The following is an 18,012-nucleotide window of genomic DNA, read 5'->3' as shown; positions in this document are numbered from 1 at the left end:
AGTCGATTCTCCGACCTTGGCAAGCGTTTTGTCATCAGCGCGTAAAAAAGATTCGCAGACCATAGAATCGACCCCGAACGTCAATGATCGTTCTCATCCTCTCTGTTAAAGGACCACCCGATGACCATCGATGCCACCTGGAGTGCCGACCAGGGTTCCACCGTCTGCGACCTGAGCAACGGCACCGCTCACTGGCGTGCCGACCTCGACGCCGAGTTCGGCGGCGACACGTCGATTCCGAATCCCCACGAGTTGCTCGACTCCGCGCTTGCCGCCTGCACCACGCTGACCATCCAGGTGTATGCCAAGCGCAAAGCCTACGATCTGCGCGCCGTGCACGTGTCGGTGCGTCACGAGGAGAGCGCCGGCCAGTACAAGATGCTGCGTACGGTCCGCGTCGAGGGCGAGCTCGCGCCCGCCGCGCGCGAGGACCTGCTGCGCGTCGCCAACAAGTGCCCCGTGCACAAGTCGCTCTCGGCGCAGATCTCGATCGAAACGACGCTGGCATGACGCACGGGATCTTGTCAGCTTAAATGAGAATCGTTACTATTTAGCTTCTCGGGCTTCGACAACCTGAGTCAGCAAATGGGTTACCGGGCACCAGCAATGGTGCCCGGTTTTTTTTGCGCGCTCGGTTCGTATCCCCTTGCTGTCCTACACGGCCGCGCAGAAACGGTGCGGCATCGGCATCCGACATCGGTACTAGACGCACCGGGCGTTTGTTCGCTCGCCAACGCACGGTGCGTTGCAACGGGGTCCACTCGGCACTTGTACGCTTTGTCCGACATGTAGCGCGGCTTAACATGAAAACAGAACAAAAACGGTATGCGCGAAGCAGAAAGCGCGTTGGAGCGGGGACATCTTGGCGAATCACATCGAAGAATATTGCTCGCGTATCCGGCGCGGGGGCGTGGGCGGTATCGCGGAACGACCGGTAACCGTGGATCGGGACGGCACCTATGTGATGGAGTACGTGCCCTTCGAACACCGGAATCCTGACGCCAGCCTCGTGCTGGTCAGTACGACACCGGGACATACGCATGCGCGGCTGGCTGCCGCCGTGACCGACGAACTGCTCCGCACGCATGCACCGGGCAAGGTCATCCAGCGCGAGAACAAGCGACGGGTGGAACTGGGTGGGCGCCTCGTGCGGCCGAACCTGATTCGCATGCTCGACCATTTCCGGGTGCCCGAACTCATCGGCTTGCCGCATGCGGCCGCGCTGTGGAACGAAGGCTTCGAGCGTATCCAGCCGATGGCCCTGCTGCCGTTCGTCACCACGCGGCGCGGCCTCGTGTTCGACGGGCCGTTCGACGAGTTGCTCGACGTGCCGATGTTGCGCGCCACGTTCGAGGAGCAGTTTCTTGCGCGCGCCGGCGACATCGGGCCGCGCGCCCTGTACGTCGCGCTCGGCCGCACGGCCTGGGCCGCACTGCGGCATGCCGCCAGCAATGGCGTGCTGCATCGCGATCAACTGCTCGGGATGATGCCGGTGCCGGCCAAGGCGGGAAGCATGGTGCGCTACTTCCTGCGCGAAATTGCCGAGCGCGATCTGTCGCCGAACGATCCGGTGCGGCATCGCATCGCCTGGCTCGATGCCGCGCATGCGGAAATGGAGGCGGGTGTCCGGCGCCTGCGCGAGGCCGCGGCGGCCAATATCCAGCCCAAACGCCTGATCGCCTGACCTTCTTCGCCAAAATGTGCGGCAATCCCCACCTAAGTGGGGAGAAAGGAAGGGCTCGCGTGACGATAACTCTTCTTGAGGAATCTGACCTCCTCGCATTCCCGATTGGCGGCCCTCCGTTGTGCGCGGTGGGCCGCGATTTTTTTCCGCGTCTTGCGGAAAATTCGCGGTACCAATGCAGAATCCCCACTGGTCCGCTCGCTGCACCCCTTCCCTATACTTCGTGACCATGCGTGACAGCGCGACTTGTCAACATCTTCGGCGTGACAGCCGTCGGGATGCAGTCGTGGCACGATGCTCGAAACGAGGCAGCGAAGCATGACAACGATACTCATCGTCGATGACCATCCACCGGTACGGCTTGCACTGCGCGTGCAGCTGTCGGCATTGGTCGGGCTGGAGAACGTACTGGAAGCGGACAACGGCCAGACGGCGCTGGAGACCGTGCGTGCGCACAAACCCGATCTGGTCGTGCTCGATCTGGACCTGCCCCGCATCGGCGGCCTCGACGTGGCCATGCGCCTGCGCACGACGCAGCCCGACGTTCGCATCCTGGTCATATCGGCGCAGGACCCGAGGCTGTTCGCCGCGCGGGCCTGGTATGCGGGCGCACAGGGATTCTGCAGCAAGACCGAGGACATGACGGGCTTCATGCGCTGCGTGGAGACGGTGCTGACCGGCTATACCGTGTTTCCGTCGGGCGGCCGGCATCCGGTACCGCTGCATGGCGACCTGCTGCCGGTCGAGGAGGATCCCGCGCTGAGCCGGCTGTCCGACAAGGAGGTCACGGTGCTGCAGATGCTCGCGCGCGGCATGTCGAACAAGACGATCGCCACGTCCCTGTTCATCAGCAACAAGACCGTCAGCAGCTACAAGACGCGCATCATGGCCAAGCTCCACGTGGAGTCGCTCGTGGACCTCGTGGACTTCGCGCGAGAGCGCGGCCTGGTGTGAGCGGCCGCGATGACGGGCAGGATTGGCGCGACCGATATCGGGCCGGCGCTGGCGGGCATCACGCGCGGCGACGGGGCGCTCTTCCGCGAACTGGTCGATCGGCTGCTCCAGGCCATGGCCGAGGACCTGGCGGGGCTTTCGCGCGCCGTGAACGCCGGGGACTGGCAGGCCGCTGCCTCGCACGTCCATCGCATCAAGGGCAGCGGCGGCCTGACGCGGTATCCGGCCATGGTGGCCGCGGCGGAGGATCTCGAGCAGGCGCTCGGGCGCGCCAGACCCGTCGCCATCCGCCGCCGCATGCCGCGGTTCCTCGAAGCCGCTGGCGCACTCGACGCCGAACTGCGCAGGCTGGCCATCGGGACGGACGCGGGCGACGCGGCATCGAAATCCAGCATCTTTTAACAGCCCGTTTAACGAATCTGAACGCATTATTCACAGGGCATGCGTGCAAGAGACAGATCGGACTGGCACACTGTCGGTCTGTAATGGTTACCGAGGGGTGATTGCCGTGGGCGATTTGCAAGGCCTGCTCGACGGACATGGGGTGACGCTGGTTTTCCTGAGCGTGCTCGCCGAACAGGCGGGACTGCCGGTGCCCGCGTATCCGATGCTGTTCGTCGCCGGCGCGCTGTCGATGCAGGTCGATGGACCATCCATCGGCGTGGTGCTGCTCGCCGTCGTGGCCGCCTGTCTGATTGCCGATACCGCCTGGTATTTCGCGGGCCGCCGCCTCGGCCAGCCGATGCTGCGCACGATCTGCCGCGTGTCGATCTCTCCGGATAGCTGCATCCGTCAGACACAATCGCTGTATCTGCGCGTGGGACCGCGTTCCCTCGTGTTCGCGAAGCTGCTGCCCGGCGCCGGCGCGCTGTCCACGGCAATGGCGGGCATGACCAACACGCCGCTCCACACCTTTTTGTTCTACGACGCGCTCGGCGCGCTGGTATGGGCCGGTGGCGCCCTGCTGGCTGGCGTGGTCTTCAGCGATTTCGTCGATACGATCCTCGAGGCGTTCAGCACCTACGGTCCTATCGCGCTGGCCATGGTAGTCGGAGCGTTCGGCCTGTTTATCGCCTGGCGATTCTGGCAGCGTTTTCGCCTGCTGCGCCGCGCGGGCCGCGTGCCCCGCATGACGGTGATGGATCTGGAAACCCGCCGCGCGAGCGGCACGCTGCCGCTCGTGGTCGATGTGCGCGCCTATGGCGCCTCGCCGATCGAGCGCATTCCAGGCGCGCTGGTCATGGATCTCAAGGCTTCGCTGGATATCCTCGGCGACTACCCGGTATCGGACGACATCGTCATCTACTGTGCCTGTCCGCATGAATATTCCGCCGCGGTGCTGGCCGAACGGCTGCGCGTGGCTGGCTACAAGAACACCTGGGCGCTGGCCGGGGGCTTCGACGAGTGGAAGCGTCTGCAGGAGGCGATCGCCGCGCAGCGCCAGGCCAAGGACGACAAGCAGCCACAAACCGCGGCCCAGCAGTAACGCGGTCACCATACGGCCTACAGGGTCTCTCGGGTCGCCAGCACGATCGCGCATCGGTGATTACCATAGCCCGTCTGTAGTCACCGATTCGCGCGACACGCATCGCGCGCCCCCCCCAAAATGACCCCCTACTCCCTGCTCGACCTTTCACCGATCGTGGAAGGCAGCGATGCGGGCCAGGCCATGCGCAACTCGCTGGACCTCGCCCAACACGCGGAACGCCTTGGTTATCGCCGATTCTGGCTAGCCGAACATCACAACATGCCCGGTATCGCGAGCGCGGCCACATCGGTGCTTATCGGCTACGTAGCCAATGGCACATCGACGATCCGCGTGGGCTCGGGCGGCATCATGCTGCCCAACCATTCGCCGCTGGTGATCGCCGAGCAGTTCGGCACGCTCGCCTCGCTGTATCCGGGCCGCATCGACCTCGGCCTGGGACGCGCGCCGGGCAGCGACCAAGCCACGGCCCGCGCGCTGCGCCGGCAGTTGAGTCACGACAGCGCCGATACGTTCCCGCAGGACGTCGAGGAACTGCAGGCCTTCTTCGACGACGTGCGCCCCGGCCAGCGCGTGCGCGCGGTGCCTGGCGCCGGGCTCAAGGTGCCGCTGTGGCTGCTCGGCTCCAGTCTGTTCAGCGCGCAGCTGTCCGCCGCGATGGGCTTGCCGTTCGCGTTCGCCTCCCACTTCGCGCCGGGCTTCATGCGGCAGGCCGTGGATCTGTATCGCCGTACGTTCCGGCCTTCGGAGCAGCTCGACCGCCCGCACGTGATGCTGGGGTTGAATGTGTTCGCGGCCGACACCGACGAGGAAGGCCAGCGGCTGTTCAGTTCGCTGCAGCAGCAGTTCCTTGCACTGATCCGGGGCACGCCGGGGCAGCTGAAGCCGCCCGTCGACGACATCACGCGACTGTGGGATGCGAGCGAGGCCGACCATATCCGCCGGTCGCTCGCGTGCTCGGCCGTGGGCAGTGCCGACACTGTGCGGCAGGCCATGCAGCGCTTTGTCGATGATCTGCAGCCCGACGAACTCATGCTGACCGGCATGATCTACGACCATGCCGCGCGGTTGAAGTCGTTCGAGATGGCGGCCGACATTGCGCGGTCGCTGCAATCGCCATCGCGCCCCAGCCTCGACTGAGCACGTCCGCGGGTCAGCTTCTGAGCGAGAATGCAAGGCATGCCCTTTACCTTCGCGATACCCGATCCGCTGGAAGCCGACCCGCTGCAGGGCGAACTCGCGTTGCTCGACGCGGCCGCGCGCGGTCCGGTGGCGCAGCTCTGGGAAGCACCGCTCGCGCTCGTGATTCCGCGCAGCTATCTGCGCGCCCCTGGCGTCGAGGCGGCCCGCGAGGCCTTCGCCCGTCAGGGATGTCCGGTCTGGCTGCGCATGTCTGGCGGCGGACTGGTGCCGCAGGGCCCGGGCATCCTCAATATCAGCCTGGCCTACATGTTGCCGCGCGGCGCCGCCAGCTGGATGGAGCCCGTGTACATCCACCTATGCGAGGTGCTGGGCGACGGCCTGCGCGCGGTGGGTGTGGACACGCACTGGCAGGCCGTCGAGGGTTCGTTTTGTGACGGCCGCTACAACCTGGCCTGGGGGCCGATGGACGCAGCCCGCAAGATTGCCGGGACCGCGCAGTACTGGCGGCGCGCGCCCGCGGCGATCCAGTCGGCGGACGGCCAGCGGCATCTGGTGCTTGCCCATGCGGTGCTGCTCGTGACCGCCGATCCCGTCGAGATCAATGCGCGGGCCAATGCGTTCGAGGACGCGATCGGCAGCGGCCGGCACTACGACCCGGCCAAGGTGGTCAGTGTGCGCGAGGCCCTCGGCGCCGCCGCGGACGGCCTCGACGACCGCACGCTGGTCGCGCGCGTGGCGGACGCCCTGCGCGACAGCATCGCGCGCAGCACGCCGCCCGGGCACTGAACCCTAGTTTGCCTTGAAGGCGATATCGCCGTACCACGCTCGCGTGGTGGCGCCGGTATTGTCGGTATCCGTCAGGATGCCGTAGCCCGTCAGCTTGCCGGGCTTCTCGTGGAAGACCTTTTCGAAGTCGCTGACCACGTTGCGACGCAGCTTGAGCCATTTTCCGGCATCGCCCGGCGCGCCCGAGACGGCGATCATCTGCACGCGGCCGGTGTGCGGGTTCGGAATGACGGTCCCCGGCGGGGCGCTCGCGGTCCAGATATACATCAGCGTGGCATAGGGCAGCTTTTCGCCGCCGATGCTGGCGGCGAGCTGCTCGGCGCGCTCGCCGATGGACAGCTTGTCCGCCTGGCCGTCGAAGAAGAACACGAGCCGGGCCGGGGCATCCTCGCGGTCGCTGACGCTGTTGTCCGCGTTCGGGATCGGCGACGCCTTCCAGCGCCAGGTCACCACCGGCGTCCGGGACAGATCGATGTCCCCCTCGTGCAGCAGCCCCGAGGCCGCCGCCTTCGCGTCCGCCTGGAGCACCGTCTTGCCCTGGTCGGCCACCAGGCTGTACTGGGTCAGCGTCTTGCCGCGTACGACCGGCATGTTCTGCCAGCCGGCCGGCAACGCGCCGCCGGGTTGCGCGGCCGAAAACATGACGCCCGGCGCTGCGGCTGCCTGCGCCCAGGCGCCACCGGCCGCCCAGAATCCCGCCAGGCCGGCGCCGGCGGCCATCGTCGAAACAAGAAAATCCCTGCGACTACCCATGGCATCCGCCTTTCATCTTGTCTTCAATGAAATCACCACGACATTGTAGGGACCCGGCACCGCAACCGCCGTAGGGCGGCGTCCGACAAGGCCGTCCGAGGCGGCCGGCCCGCCGCGCGCGAAAGTCGCGCGTTGGTGCTACGCTAACGGCCCGTGGTGCCCTATCCAGGAGAATTCACCGTGCCCCGCAAGACCCCCATCGAACGCTACCGCAACATCGGTATCAGTGCGCACATCGACGCCGGCAAGACGACGACGACCGAGCGTATCCTGTTCTACACCGGCGTCAACCACAAGCTGGGCGAGGTTCATGACGGTGCGGCGACCATGGACTGGATGGAGCAGGAGCAGGAACGCGGCATCACGATCACGTCCGCCGCGACCACCGCCTTCTGGAAGGGCATGGCCGGCAACTACCCCGAGCACCGCATCAACATCATCGATACGCCGGGACACGTCGACTTCACGATCGAGGTGGAACGCTCGATGCGCGTGCTCGATGGCGCCTGCATGGTGTACGACGCCGTGGGCGGCGTACAGCCGCAGTCGGAAACCGTCTGGCGCCAGGCCAACAAGTACAAGGTGCCGCGCATCGCGTTCGTGAACAAGATGGACCGCGTGGGCGCCGACTTCTTCCGCGTGCAGACGCAGATCGTCGATCGGCTCAAAGGCAATGCCGTGCCGATCCAGATTCCCGTGGGCGCCGAGGACGGCTTCCAGGGCGTGGTCGACCTCGTCAAGATGAAGGCGGTGGTCTGGGACGACGCTTCACAGGGCGTGCGCTTTGAATACCGCGACATTCCGGCCGAGCTCGTGGCGACGGCCGAGGAATGGCGCGAGAAGATGATCGAGGCGGCGGCGGAAGCGAACGAGGATCTGCTCAACGCCTACCTGGGCGGCGAAACGCTGACCGAGGACCAGATCAAGGCCGGTCTGCGCCAGCGTACGATCGCGGGCGAGATCGTGCCGATGCTATGCGGCAGCGCCTTCAAGAACAAGGGCGTGCAGACGATGCTCGACGCCGTGATCGACTACCTGCCGTCGCCTGCCGACGTGCCTGCCATTCTCGGTCACACCGAGGACGACAAGGAAGCCGAGCGCCATCCGAGCGACGACGAACCGTTCTCGGCGCTGGCGTTCAAGATCATGACGGACCCGTTCGTGGGCCAGCTGATCTTCTTCCGCGTCTATTCGGGCGTGGTGGAATCCGGCGATACCGTCTACAACGCGGTGAAGGAGAAGCGCGAACGGCTCGGGCGTATCCTGCAGATGCATGCGAACGTGCGCAACGAGATCAAGGAAGTGCGCGCGGGCGATATCGCCGCGGCCGTGGGCCTCAAGGAAGCGACCACGGGCGACACCCTCTGCGACCCGAACCACGTCATCATCCTCGAGCGCATGAGCTTCCCCGAGCCCGTGATCTCGCAGGCCGTGGAGCCGAAGACCAAGGCCGACCAGGAGAAGATGGGCATCGCGCTCAACCGCCTGGCGCAGGAAGATCCGTCGTTCCGCGTGGCGACGGACGAGGAATCGGGCCAGACCATCATCTCGGGCATGGGCGAGCTGCACCTCGAAATCCTCGTGGATCGCATGCGGCGCGAGTTCAATGTCGAGGCCACGGTCGGCAAGCCGCAGGTGGCGTATCGCGAAACGATCCGCAACGCGGCCAAGGACGTCGAGGGCAAGTTCGTCAAGCAGTCCGGCGGTCGTGGCCAGTACGGCCACGTCGTGCTGAACCTCGAGCCGCTGCAGCAGGGCGGCGGGTACGAGTTCGTCGATGCGATCAAGGGCGGCGTGGTGCCGCGCGAGTTCATCCCGGCCGTGGACAAGGGCATTCGGGAGACGCTGAACACCGGTGTGCTGGCCGGCTATCCGGTCGTCGACGTCAAGGCGACGCTGGTGTTCGGTTCGTACCACGACGTGGACTCGAACGAGAACGCGTTCCGCATGGCCGGGTCGATGGCGTTCAAGGAAGGCATGCGCCGCGCCAAGCCCGTGCTGCTGGAGCCGATGATGGCGGTCGAAGTGGAGACGCCGGAAGAGTTCACGGGTAACGTGATGGGCGATCTGTCTTCGCGGCGCGGTATCGTGCACGGCATGGAGGACATTGCCGGCGGTGGCGGCAAGATCGTGCGCGCGGAGGTGCCGCTCGCGACGATGTTCGGCTACTCGACCTCGCTGCGCTCGCTCACGCAGGGCCGTGCGACGTTCACGATGGAGTTCAAGCACTATGCCGAGGCCCCGGCGAACGTTGCCGAGGCGGTGATCAATTCGCGAAAGACCTGAGGTGTAGGCCCCCCCTGCTTCTCTCCCTCTCCCCGAGGGAGAGAAGCGTCATCCGTTACAGGAGTCGCATCATGATGGCATTTCTCGGTACGGTGTTCGTGGGACTGGTCGTCGGCTTGATCGCGCGCGCGATCAAGCCTGGGGATGACAAGATGGGCTGGATCATGACGATCCTGCTCGGCGTGCTCGGTTCGATCGTGGCGGGTTATGTCGGACGCGCCGCTGGCTGGTATCTGCCCGGCGAGCCGGCCGGATGGATTGCGTCGGTGGTGGGCGCGATCGTGCTGCTGTTTCTCTACGACCTCGTCCGGCGCAAACGCTGACGCAACGTTTCAGTTCCGGCAGCGCAGGAGGGTCGCGTCGCTGCCGGGCGTCGCCATGGCGGTGACCTGCGGCGCGAGCGTGCGCAACACCCGGACCGCCAGCGCGCTCGTGAACGCATAGCGCACCGCGTACGGTTCCCGTACGTGAATGGTCACCGTCCCGAAATACCGATCTCCCAGCAGGAATACGAACGTCGCCGAACGATTGACGATGCGCGAGGAAATCACGCGTCCGCCCGGACCGTAGGTCTGAAAGCGCTGGTCGCCCGTCCCCGTCTTGCCCGCGATGGGGAGCGGCATGGCGGGCGGCTGTCCCACCTTGGCCGACGGCACGAACGCCCCGCGGATGGAACGGGCGGTACCGTTCTCGACCACATCGAGCATCGACCGGCGCACGATGGTGGCAATCTCCGGCGCGATCAGCGGCTTGCCCTGTCCCGGCTGCAGCGAATAGTAGGTCGCGTACGGCGTCTCCGCGGCGAAGTCGAGGCGCTGCACCGCGGCCGGCTGCGCGTCGATGCCGCCGTTGAGGATGATGCCCGCGAGCTCCGCCAGCGCGGCCGGGCGATCGCCCGACGCACCGATCGACGTCGCATAGGACGGCGTGAGCGTATCGAACGGATAACCGAGCCGCTGCCAGCGCCTGGCGATGCGATGGAACGCGTCGCGCTCGAGCAGCGTGCGGATACGGGCGTCCTGCCCGAGCTTGCTGCGCGTCTTGAACAGCCATGCGTACACTTCCTGCCGCTGCGAGGCGCTGGCCTCCAGGATCTCCGCAATCGTCGCGTCGGGATGATTGCCGAGATACTCGACCATCCAGAGTTCGAGCGGATGGATGCGCGACAGATAGCCGCGATCGTTGAGGTTGAACTTGTCCTTGCCGTACTTGGCGAACAGCGCCTCCAGTTCCTCGTCGGTGAGCTTGTGCGCCTTGGGCATGCGCGCCTGCACGGTCCGCGCGAACGTGTCGTAGTCGGTGTTCGGCCGCGCGCTCAGCAGCGTGACCGAGAGCCGCACCGCCGTGAGGCGCGGCGTGGGCATCTTCACGCGGTCGAGCAATACCTTGAGCCGTTCGTCCGATGTCTTGCCGCGGTAGCGCTGGTAGAACGCGGTCATGTACGCGCTGCCTTCCTGATCGGCAAAACGCTCGAGCCATACGCGCCGCTCCGGCGAGCTTCGGTCTTCGAGCAGCGTGCCGGCGTCGGGGTGGGTCTGGTAGAGCTCGTAGCGCACGATGTCGCGCATCATGCGAATGAACACGAGGTTGACCGAGAACTGGAAGCCCACGCGCACGGTCATCTGGCGCTCGCCTTCCCAGCGCTCGAAGTTCGTGAATGTCTGCATGCCGCCGCCGGTGTAGAACGACTCTCCCGCGTTACCGGAGTACTTGCGATCCATGGCCGCCTCGAGCATGGCGTCGAGCGAGCGCTCCTGCGGCGTGCGGGCCTTGATGAGGTAATCGACGGCCCAGCGCGTGAGCGCATCCTGCCGCGGCACCTGCAGCGCGGTCAGGGTTTCGCGGCTGGCGTCGGCGTAGCGCGCATGCAGATCCCCGATGACCTCCAGGTACGTCACGAGCGTGCGCAGCTTGGCCGTGGAACCGAGGTTGAGCCGCGCGCCGCTGTTGATGTCGAACGGCTGGTCTACGTTGTCGGCCTGCACACGCACGAGGCTCGTGTTACCCACGCGCTCGAACAGGGTGAAACTCGCCACGAGCCGCGATGGGTCGTCGTTGTCGCGCAGCATGTTCTTGCCATACAGGCCCATCGCGCGTGCATCGGACGGATTGCGCATGCGCACCAGCGTATCCGTGACGATGCGCTGCGCTTCGCGATTGATGCTGCTATCGACGGTCAGATCCAGCCGGTCGAGGTCGTAGCGGCTGGCAATGCCCGTCAGATGCGAGATATCGTTGCGCACCTGGTTGACGGCCTTGCGCGTGATCCATGGTGCCGGGTCGGGGCGTTCCGGCGGCGCGGCCTTGTCCAGCGACGCGGCGATCGCCGCGTCCCGCAACGCGGGCGTGATGATGCCCGCCGCGGCCAGCAGGCGCAGGTAGCTGGCGGTGAGCGCGTCGAGGTTGGTATCGTCGCGGCGCAGATGGAACGACGGGCGGCGCTGCGAGATGATCAGCGACAGCGCGCGTTTGTAGGCCTGCGCCTGCCGCGGCGTGGGGTCGCGCGGATTCATCTGGCGCAGCAGCGCATTGACGGTGTTGAAATCCTCGCCGTACCAGACCCACAGGCCGTCGCCCATGCCGCTGACTTCGCCATGGCCCGCGCGCGCGGACAAGGGCACGGTGTTCAGGTAATCGGTAACGATGCGCTCGCGCGCGCGCTGCGTATCGGGGCCGTCCAGATAGGCCCGCAGCGAGGCCGATGCCATCTGCCGGAATTTATCGGGCACCGATTGCGTCTTGCCTTCGGGCGAGTGGCGGTACTTCTCGATCTGCGTGGCGAGCGTGCTGCCGCCCGGCGATTGATGTGAACTGTTCGCCAGACGGATGCCGCGATCGAGCACCGCGCGCGATAACCGGCGCCAGTCCACGGCGGGGTTCATCATCGGATACTCGGGATGCAGCAGGTTCTGGTTTTCGACGTACAGCAGCGCATCGACAAGGACGCGCGGGATCGCTTCGAAGTCGTCGTATTGCCGTTGCGGATAGCGCTCCAGGGCGAGCGTCAGTGCATTGCAGTCGCGGATGACGAGGCCGGCCTGGTTCTTCTCGCGATACGCGGGGAAGATGCCTTCGTCCATGAGCCGCACCATGTCGGGCGACATGCGGGCCTGCGCAATCGGCACATAGCCGCGCGCTTCGAGGCGCTCGCCGAACTCGGGCAGCCGCTCGTAGCCGAGACGTTCGTCGTAGGGTCCGGAATGGGGAAACCGTATGCTGTCGCTGCGGCCGGGCTGGACTTCAAATGTCAACGACTTGCCGAGGCGGCCAAGGTAGCGCGCCTGCCATTGCGACGTGCGAACCTCGTTCGCGACGATGCTTACGACGATGTAGGCACCGCCACACAAGGCCACCGCCACGCCCGCGAGAATCCAGCCACGTCGTGACACGTTTCGGCATCCGGTTGCGCCGATGCCAGCCGTTTCGGCCGGCATACCGGCTCATATCCCCAGGCAGAACGCGCTTCATCCGAAGCGCGCTGTCTGTTTCTGATATTACTCGGATCGGCGCGGAAACGTAGCGGGGATGTGCCCTGAGACACGAATTCAAACAGATGGCTGCGGAAGCGCAACAGAAAGGGAAGCGAGCGCGTCACTCGGTCGCCTTTTTTCCGGCCGGGGGTTCGGCGGCCGAGAAGCAAGCAAGACTAGGAACGCGCGCCCGCCGTGTACGAATAGTACACAAGGGTGCGCGTGACGACGTATTGCGCCGCTTATCGGCCGCCGAACTACACAAGGGTGCGCGTGACGACGTGTTGCGCCGCTTATCGGCTGACGAACCTATCGGCCGACGAACGGATAGCTGGGATCGTTGTAGCCGTGTGTCGAGGCGTGGCCCCGCGGCACGAGCGCATCGACCATCGCCTCTTCCTCCGCCGAGATCGCCGCACCCACTGCACCAAAATAGTCCTCGAACTGCGCGAGCGTGCGCGGGCCGGCGATGACCGAGCTCACGAACGCGTTCGCGAGCACCCACGCGGTGGCGAACTGTCCCGCGTTCAGCCCGCGCGCTTCCGCGTGAGCCTTCAGCGTTTGCGCGATCACCAGCGATTCCTCGCGGAACTCGGTTTCCATCATGCGCTTGTCGGCGCGGCCCGCGCGCGAGTTGGCGTCTGGCTGCTGGCCCGGCAGGTACTTGCCCGTCAGCACCCCGCGCGCGATCGGGCTGTACGGCACCACGCCCAATCCGAAGTGGTTGCACGCCGGCAGGATTTCCACTTCGGGCATGCGGTTCAGCAGGTTGTAATACGGCTGACACGCAACCGGCCGGGGCACGCCAAGCTTGTCGCACAGGCCCGCGATCTCGGCGATGCGCCAGCCACGGAAGTTCGACACGGCCCAGTAGCGGATCTTGCCCGCGCGGATCAGGTCGCCCATCGCGCGCACCGGCTCCTCGAGGTTCTCGCCGATGAAATCGCGATGCAGGTACAGGATATCGACATAGTCGGTCGCGAGCCGGCACAGGCTCGCGTCGATCTCGTTCATGATCCACGTACGCGAGTAGTGCGACTGGTTCGGCGCGCTGCCCATCTGGTTACCGAGCTTCGTCGCGAGAATCCAGTCGGTCCGGTTACCGGCGAGCAGACGCCCGACCATTTCTTCGGAGGCACCCTTGGTGTAGACGTCGGCGGTATCGATGAAATTGACGCCATGATCGCGCGCGCTCGCGACGATCCGGCCCGCTTCGGCCTCGTCGGTCTGGTCCCCGAACATCATGGTGCCCAGGCACAGCGTGGATACCTTGAGATTGCTGGCGCCGAGGCGGCGATACTGCATCGTGAAGTCTGGCATGGCGTGGAGTCTCGCGTTGGTAGGCAACGCGTCATTGTGCCAAAAGAAAAACGCCGCGGCGACGGATGTCGCGGCGGCGTCTTTCGGGGCGGCGGGAAGCGTCAGTCTTCCAGCTTCGGCAGTGCCGGGCTCACGCTCGAGGACAGCAGGCCCGTCTTGGCGTAGGTCTGCAGCTTTTCGCGCGTGTCCACGATGTCGAGCGTGCGCATCGTCAGCTGACCGATACGGTCCAGCGGCGTGAACATCGACTCGCCCTTCTCCATCGTCAGGCGTTCCGGCTTGTAGGTCAGATTCGGCGACGTGGTGTTCAGGATCGAGTAATCGTTGCCGCGGCGCAGTTCGATGGTCACTTCGCCGGTCACGGCACCCGCCACCCAGCGCTGGGCGGTTTCGCGCAGCATGATGGCCTGCGGGTCGAACCAGCGGCCCTGATACAGCAGGCGGCCCAGACGGCGGCCGTTGTCGCGGTACTGCTCGATGGTGTCTTCGTTGTGGATGCCCGTGATCAGGCGCTCGTAGGCGATGAACAGCAGCGCGAGGCCCGGGGCTTCGTAGATGCCGCGGCTCTTGGCCTCGATGATCCGGTTCTCGATCTGGTCGCTCATGCCCAGGCCATGGCGGCCGCCGATGCGGTTGGCTTCCATGAACAGATCGACGCTGTTGGCGAACGTCTTGCCGTTCAGGGCCACGGGCTGGCCTTGCTCGAAGCGCACCGTCACTTCCTCGCGCTTCACTTCCACATCGTCGCGCCAGAACTGCACGCCCATGATCGGCTGCACGATGCGGATGCCGGAGTCCAGATGCTCGAGGTCCTTCGCCTCGTGCGTGGCACCCAGCATGTTCGAATCGGTCGAGTACGCCTTTTCCGCCGACATCTTGTAGTCATGGCCGTTCTGGCGCATGAACTCGGACATCTCGGCGCGGCCGCCCAGTTCGTCGATGAACTGCTGGTCGAGCCACGGCTTGTAGATCTGCAGGCCCGGGTTGGTCAGCAGGCCGTAGCGGTAGAAACGCTCGATGTCGTTGCCCTTGAACGTGCTGCCGTCACCCCAGATGTTGACGCCGTCGTCCTTCATCGCCGCCACGAGCATCGTGCCGGTGACCGCGCGGCCGATGGGGGTGGTGTTGAAATACGTGATGCCGGCCGTCGAGATATGGAACGCGCCGCATTGCAGCGCGGCGATGCCCTCGGCCACCAGTTGCGAGCGGCAGTCCACGAGGCGCGCTTCCTCGGCGCCGTATGCCTTGGCGCGGCGGGGAATGTCGTCGTAGTCCGGCTCGTCGGGCTGGCCGAGGTTGGCGGTGTAGGCGTAGGGAATCGCGCCCTTCTGGCGCATCCAGAGGAGGGCCGCGCTGGTGTCGAGGCCGCCCGAGAAAGCGATACCGACGCGCTGGCCGGAGGGAATGTGCTGCAGGATGGTAGTCATCGCCAGAATCCAGATAAAAAAGGAGCGCCATCAAGGCGGCGCCGTCGTGGAGCGCCGCGCTGATGCGCCGCCGGGTTCACACGGGGCGCGGGCGTCGCTCGACGTCTTGCAAACCGTGAATTGTGACATGCCCGCGCGCCCACGCCAAACATCTGCCGCCGTGACGATGTGGACGTTCCCGATTTTCTTTGCTAGGCTCTTGTGGACGGCGTACACAATTATGGCATGCCGCACCGACAAGGAGATGACGATGGCGCAGATCCAGCCCTACCTGTTCTTCGAGGGTCGCACCGAGGAGGCGATCGAGTTCTACAAGGACGCGCTTGGCGCGCGCGTGGAAATGATGATGCGGTTCCGCGACAACCCGGAACCGCCGTCCGGCGAGGGCGGCTGCGTGCAGAAGCCCGGCAGCGAGGACAAGGTCATGCATGCCGCGTTCTGGGTCGGCGACTCGCTGATCATGGCGTCCGACGGCAATAATGCGGGCAAGGCCGAATTCAAGGGAATTTCCCTGTCGTATTCGGTCTATGACAAGGAGAGCTGCGAAAAGGCGTTCCAGGCGCTATCCGCGGGCGGTCAGGTCGTGATGGCGCCGGCCAGGACGTTCTTCAGCGAATTGTTCGCGATGGTGACCGACCGGTTCGGCGTCACGTGGATGATCCTCGTCGTGCCGAAGATGCCCTGAGGCGACACGTGCGATCGCTCCGCGCTGGCCGTGGCTTACAATGCGCGGCCAACCGGAGAGATGCCATGGAATCCCGCCTGATCGACCTCGAAATCAAGGTCGCCTTTCAGGAAGACCTGATCGAGACCCTGAACCTGACCGTGGCGCGCCAGCAGCAGCAGCTGGATCTGCTGCAGGAGCAGTTTCGCGCGCTGTATCACCAGATGCGCGCCAACGCGGGCGCCGGCACGGCCGCGGAGTCCAACCCGCAGCACGAGATTCCGCCGCATTATTGAGACTGCATCATCGAGACCGCATCCCTGAGACGGTAACACCGAGGGCACCTATGCTTCGCATGCTTCGCGCATCGCTGCTGGCCGCAGGCGTCGCAACGCTCTGTGGCGCGGCACAAGCCGGATACAACATCTGGACCGGCGAATACACGTTCTCCAAGGCCGAACTGCAGACCGCGGTCGACAAGCGCTTTCCGGCCTCGCTGCGCTATGGCGAACTGGTCAGCGTCAAGCTGTCCCATCCGCGCCTGACGCTCGACGGCGAGACCAATCGCGTGACCACGCTCGTCGATGCCGCGCTCACCAATACGATATTGCCCTCGCCGCCCGTCAACGGCTCGCTCGCGGTCAACAGCGGCATCCGCTATGACGCCACGCAGCGCGCGGTACTGCTCGACAATCCGACCGTCGAGCAGGTGCAGGTCCAGGGCATGCCGCAGTACAACGAGCAGTTGAAGGCGATCGGTGCGGTGGTCGCGCAGCAACTGCTCAAGGACTATCCGCTCTACACGTTCAAACCCGACGAGCTCAAGGTGAACGGCACCGAGATCGAACCGGGCGCCATCACCGTGGCGCCCGACGGCATTCGCGTGCAGGTCAAGCAGAAGTAGTACGGCCGGCCGCGCCCGTGCGGAACACGAGCATGAGCCCCGCGAGCACGCCGGCCATGCCAGCCAGCGACGCCAGCGACAGCCGGTTACCGAGCCAGAGGTAATCGAGCAGCGCCGTGCCCGGCGGCACCAGATAGAACAGGCTCGTCACATTGACGAGATTGCCGGCCGCGATCAGGCGGTAGAACAGCAGCGTGGCAATCACCGAGATCACGAGGCCCATATAGACGAGCGGCACGAGAAAACCCGTGGTGACCTCGAACGTGAACGGCTGAAACGGCACGCATACCAGGCATGCGGCAAAGCCGACCGCGTACTGCAGCGGCAGCACGTCGGCGGGCGCCTGCGCGATGCGCTTCTGCAGGATCGCGCCGGACGTCATGCACAGCAGCGCGGCGCCGGCGCACAGCAGCCCGATCCACGAGAAGCGCGCGAGCGCGATGCTGTGCGCGACGATCAAGACCAGCCCACCTAGCGCGAGCGCCAGACCGGCCAGCCGGCTCGGCGATACGCGTCGCTCCACCCAGAGCAGCGTGAGAATCGGCTGCACGCCGAGCAGCGTGGCCAGCACGCCCGGCGTAATGCCGTGCTCGAGCGCGAGCAGGTACGTGATGGTGTAGCCGCCGATCAGCAGCAACCCCGTCGTGGCCACGCGCACACGCGTGCCGCGCGCGGGCAGCAGGCGCCGGCGCACGAGGCCGATGACGACCAGCACGCTCAAGGCCAGCGCGAAGCGGAACGTGAGAAACGCGAAAGGGGAAGCATGCGCGAGGCCAAGGCGGCTGAAGATCGCGCCCGCACTCCAGAGCAGTACGAATAGCGCGGTGGCGCCATGCGAGGCGAAGGCGGCCATCGTGGCCGAACGAGAATCGGCCGCGTCGTGTAAGTGGGTCGCGTGTACATCGGTCGCCGAAGTGCTCGTGCTCGAGCCCGCGGCGACATTTCTGTCGAAAGTCATATTGTGTCCTGTCGAGAACCGAATAGCCTCCGGCACGCGGTGCGATCACTCGCACGCGTCAGGCATTCGATGCGGAAAGCCGGAGGAGTAGGCTGCGGCGGCGGTCAGCCGCGCGGCGGTGCTGTCGGCGGCGAAAGCGGCGGGGACAGCGGGGGCGAGAGGGGCGGCGAGAGAGGC

At 65.7% G+C, this 18,012-nt stretch carries 17 protein-coding genes; 12 read left to right on the top strand and 5 right to left on the bottom strand.

What is annotated here, in order from left to right:
* Positions 1-120 precede the first annotated feature (120 nt).
* The 7 genes from AAHB16_RS31345 (at position 121) to AAHB16_RS31315 (ending at position 6,053) form a co-directional block, all read left to right on the top strand.
* Entirely contained in the window at positions 121-510 is a 390-nt protein-coding gene (locus AAHB16_RS31345; protein ID WP_150376100.1) for an OsmC family protein, read from the top strand.
* Between the two features lie 352 nt (positions 511-862).
* Positions 863-1,684, top strand: a complete 822-nt coding sequence (locus AAHB16_RS31340; protein ID WP_150376098.1) for a hypothetical protein — start codon at positions 863-865, stop codon at positions 1,682-1,684.
* Between the two features lie 318 nt (positions 1,685-2,002).
* Entirely contained in the window at positions 2,003-2,638 is a 636-nt protein-coding gene (locus AAHB16_RS31335) for a response regulator transcription factor (RefSeq protein ID WP_150376096.1), read from the top strand.
* A 9-nt stretch (positions 2,639-2,647) separates the two neighbouring features.
* Positions 2,648-3,040: an Hpt domain-containing protein gene (locus AAHB16_RS31330; protein WP_342052806.1), complete on the top strand. Its 393-nt coding sequence runs from the start codon at positions 2,648-2,650 to the stop codon at positions 3,038-3,040.
* Positions 3,041-3,146: 106 nt separating this feature from the next.
* Positions 3,147-4,124, top strand: a complete 978-nt coding sequence (locus tag AAHB16_RS31325; RefSeq protein ID WP_342052805.1) for a DedA family protein/thiosulfate sulfurtransferase GlpE — start codon at positions 3,147-3,149, stop codon at positions 4,122-4,124.
* Positions 4,125-4,244: 120 nt separating this feature from the next.
* On the top strand, positions 4,245-5,264 hold the full coding sequence (locus tag AAHB16_RS31320; protein ID WP_150376090.1) for an LLM class flavin-dependent oxidoreductase: 1,020 nt from the start codon (positions 4,245-4,247) through the stop codon (positions 5,262-5,264).
* Between the two features lie 39 nt (positions 5,265-5,303).
* A complete protein-coding gene (locus AAHB16_RS31315) occupies positions 5,304-6,053 on the top strand; it encodes a lipoyl protein ligase domain-containing protein (protein WP_342052804.1) in 750 nt (249 codons plus the stop codon).
* Positions 6,054-6,056: 3 nt separating this feature from the next.
* Here AAHB16_RS31315 and AAHB16_RS31310 read toward each other — a convergent pair whose 3' ends face one another.
* Positions 6,057-6,806 (bottom strand): DUF3047 domain-containing protein, encoded by a 750-nt coding sequence (locus AAHB16_RS31310; protein WP_150376086.1) that lies wholly within the window; start codon positions 6,804-6,806, stop codon positions 6,057-6,059.
* A 180-nt stretch (positions 6,807-6,986) separates the two neighbouring features.
* Between AAHB16_RS31310 and fusA the strand changes: the two genes are divergently transcribed.
* On the top strand, positions 6,987-9,092 hold the full coding sequence (fusA, locus tag AAHB16_RS31305) for an elongation factor G (RefSeq protein WP_342052803.1): 2,106 nt from the start codon (positions 6,987-6,989) through the stop codon (positions 9,090-9,092).
* A 71-nt stretch (positions 9,093-9,163) separates the two neighbouring features.
* Positions 9,164-9,415, top strand: coding sequence for a GlsB/YeaQ/YmgE family stress response membrane protein (locus AAHB16_RS31300; RefSeq protein WP_150376082.1), 252 nt, complete (start codon positions 9,164-9,166; stop codon positions 9,413-9,415).
* Positions 9,416-9,424: 9 nt separating this feature from the next.
* On the opposite strand, the gene AAHB16_RS31295 is transcribed toward AAHB16_RS31300, so the two are convergent.
* The 3 genes from AAHB16_RS31295 to argG form a co-directional block, all read right to left on the bottom strand.
* The gene (locus AAHB16_RS31295) at positions 9,425-12,481 is read right to left on the bottom strand and encodes a transglycosylase domain-containing protein (protein WP_342052802.1); all 3,057 of its coding nucleotides are present in this window, start codon (positions 12,479-12,481) and stop codon (positions 9,425-9,427) included.
* A 390-nt stretch (positions 12,482-12,871) separates the two neighbouring features.
* Entirely contained in the window at positions 12,872-13,882 is a 1,011-nt protein-coding gene (locus AAHB16_RS31290) for an aldo/keto reductase (protein WP_342052801.1), read from the bottom strand.
* Positions 13,883-13,983: 101 nt separating this feature from the next.
* Positions 13,984-15,309: an argininosuccinate synthase gene (gene argG / locus AAHB16_RS31285; protein ID WP_150376076.1), complete on the bottom strand. Its 1,326-nt coding sequence runs from the start codon at positions 15,307-15,309 to the stop codon at positions 13,984-13,986.
* Positions 15,310-15,559: 250 nt separating this feature from the next.
* Between argG and AAHB16_RS31280 the strand changes: the two genes are divergently transcribed.
* The 3 genes from AAHB16_RS31280 to AAHB16_RS31270 all read left to right on the top strand — a co-directional run bounded on the left by AAHB16_RS31280 (position 15,560) and on the right by AAHB16_RS31270 (position 16,877).
* Positions 15,560-15,994, top strand: a complete 435-nt coding sequence (locus tag AAHB16_RS31280; protein ID WP_342052800.1) for a VOC family protein — start codon at positions 15,560-15,562, stop codon at positions 15,992-15,994.
* 65 nt (positions 15,995-16,059) lie between these two features.
* Positions 16,060-16,269, top strand: coding sequence for a SlyX family protein (locus tag AAHB16_RS31275; RefSeq protein ID WP_150376072.1), 210 nt, complete (start codon positions 16,060-16,062; stop codon positions 16,267-16,269).
* Positions 16,270-16,319: 50 nt separating this feature from the next.
* Complete coding sequence (locus AAHB16_RS31270) at positions 16,320-16,877, top strand: DUF1439 domain-containing protein (RefSeq protein WP_150376070.1); 558 nt, start codon at positions 16,320-16,322, stop codon at positions 16,875-16,877.
* On the opposite strand, the gene AAHB16_RS31265 is transcribed toward AAHB16_RS31270, so the two are convergent.
* Positions 16,864-17,730, bottom strand: coding sequence for a DMT family transporter (locus tag AAHB16_RS31265; protein WP_191002439.1), 867 nt, complete (start codon positions 17,728-17,730; stop codon positions 16,864-16,866). The two genes, AAHB16_RS31270 and AAHB16_RS31265, sit on opposite strands and share 14 nt — an antisense overlap.
* Between the last annotated feature and the right edge of the window lie 282 nt (positions 17,731-18,012).

It is taken from the genome of Cupriavidus sp. OTU4054 (assembly GCF_038440175.1).
Taxonomy (GTDB): Bacteria; Pseudomonadota; Gammaproteobacteria; order Burkholderiales; family Burkholderiaceae; genus Cupriavidus; species Cupriavidus pauculus_D.
Note: the sequence above shows the minus strand (reverse complement) of the source record. Positions and strands in the feature narration are given on the sequence as shown.

Excerpts from the sequence above, each read along its gene's own strand:
- AAHB16_RS31345 (WP_150376100.1), top strand. The coding sequence starts at position 121 with ATGACCATCGATGCCACCTGGAGTGCCGACCAGGGTTCCACCGTCTGC.
- AAHB16_RS31335 (WP_150376096.1), top strand. The coding sequence starts at position 2,003 with ATGACAACGATACTCATCGTCGATGACCATCCACCGGTACGGCTTGCA.
- AAHB16_RS31330 (WP_342052806.1), top strand. The coding sequence starts at position 2,648 with ATGACGGGCAGGATTGGCGCGACCGATATCGGGCCGGCGCTGGCGGGC.
- AAHB16_RS31320 (WP_150376090.1), top strand. The coding sequence starts at position 4,245 with ATGACCCCCTACTCCCTGCTCGACCTTTCACCGATCGTGGAAGGCAGC.
- AAHB16_RS31315 (WP_342052804.1), top strand. The coding sequence starts at position 5,304 with ATGCCCTTTACCTTCGCGATACCCGATCCGCTGGAAGCCGACCCGCTG.
- AAHB16_RS31310 (WP_150376086.1), bottom strand. The coding sequence starts at position 6,806 with ATGGGTAGTCGCAGGGATTTTCTTGTTTCGACGATGGCCGCCGGCGCC.
- AAHB16_RS31300 (WP_150376082.1), top strand. The coding sequence starts at position 9,164 with ATGATGGCATTTCTCGGTACGGTGTTCGTGGGACTGGTCGTCGGCTTG.
- AAHB16_RS31290 (WP_342052801.1), bottom strand. The coding sequence starts at position 13,882 with ATGCCAGACTTCACGATGCAGTATCGCCGCCTCGGCGCCAGCAATCTC.
- argG (WP_150376076.1), bottom strand. The coding sequence starts at position 15,309 with ATGACTACCATCCTGCAGCACATTCCCTCCGGCCAGCGCGTCGGTATC.
- AAHB16_RS31280 (WP_342052800.1), top strand. The coding sequence starts at position 15,560 with ATGGCGCAGATCCAGCCCTACCTGTTCTTCGAGGGTCGCACCGAGGAG.
- AAHB16_RS31275 (WP_150376072.1), top strand. The coding sequence starts at position 16,060 with ATGGAATCCCGCCTGATCGACCTCGAAATCAAGGTCGCCTTTCAGGAA.
- AAHB16_RS31270 (WP_150376070.1), top strand. The coding sequence starts at position 16,320 with ATGCTTCGCATGCTTCGCGCATCGCTGCTGGCCGCAGGCGTCGCAACG.
- AAHB16_RS31265 (WP_191002439.1), bottom strand. The coding sequence starts at position 17,730 with ATGGCCGCCTTCGCCTCGCATGGCGCCACCGCGCTATTCGTACTGCTC.